This is a genomic window from Aminobacter sp. P4_D5 (genome assembly GCF_056401815.1).
On the sequence record NZ_JBFUIP010001188.1, the window covers coordinates 1 to 563 of the forward strand.

A 563-nucleotide genomic window follows, 5' to 3' on the forward strand; every position below is an offset into this window, starting at 1 on the left:
GCGCCTGCGCCACGCAACGATGCAACCCGGCGACGGCGCTGCCCTTTGTACCCTCCACGGCAATGGTCAGCAGATCATCTCGGCGCACGCGATTGGCCCAGGAGGCGTTGATCTCCGCCACCACGCCATCCTCCAGCTCCAGACATGCGCGCGCCTCATCTTCCACATCCACGGCGAAGTCATGGCCGCGCTCGTCGCGGCGCTGCACTTGCGCGGTGCGGATATGACAGGTGACGGAGGTGGGTCGGCCAAAGAGCCCGTCCAGGATGTAGCGCCAGTGCGGAAACATATCGAGGACGAGACCACCACCCTCGGCCCGCTTGTAGTTCCAGGAGGAGCGTTGCGCCGGCACTTGCAGGCCGTCGAACACCCACCAGCCGAAATCGATCTTCACGCTCAGCAGCCGGCCGAAGAAGCCCTGCTCGCGTAGCAAGCGCAGCTTGGTGAGGCCAGGCAGGAACAGCTTGTCCTGCACCACGGCATGCTTCACGCCCGCCGCCTCGGCCGCGTCGTGGAGCGCCATCGCTTCCTCCAGCGTCGGTGCCACGGGCTTCTCCAGATAG

1 protein-coding gene is annotated in these 563 nt (G+C 65.9%); it reads right to left on the reverse strand.

Translation table 11 applies throughout. The annotated features are described in order from the left end of the window. A partial coding sequence (locus AC1DWF_RS37405; RefSeq protein WP_476843470.1) for a Gfo/Idh/MocA family protein occupies positions 1-547 on the reverse strand: 547 nt, incomplete at its 3' end. Positions 548-563: the final 16 nt, after the last annotated feature.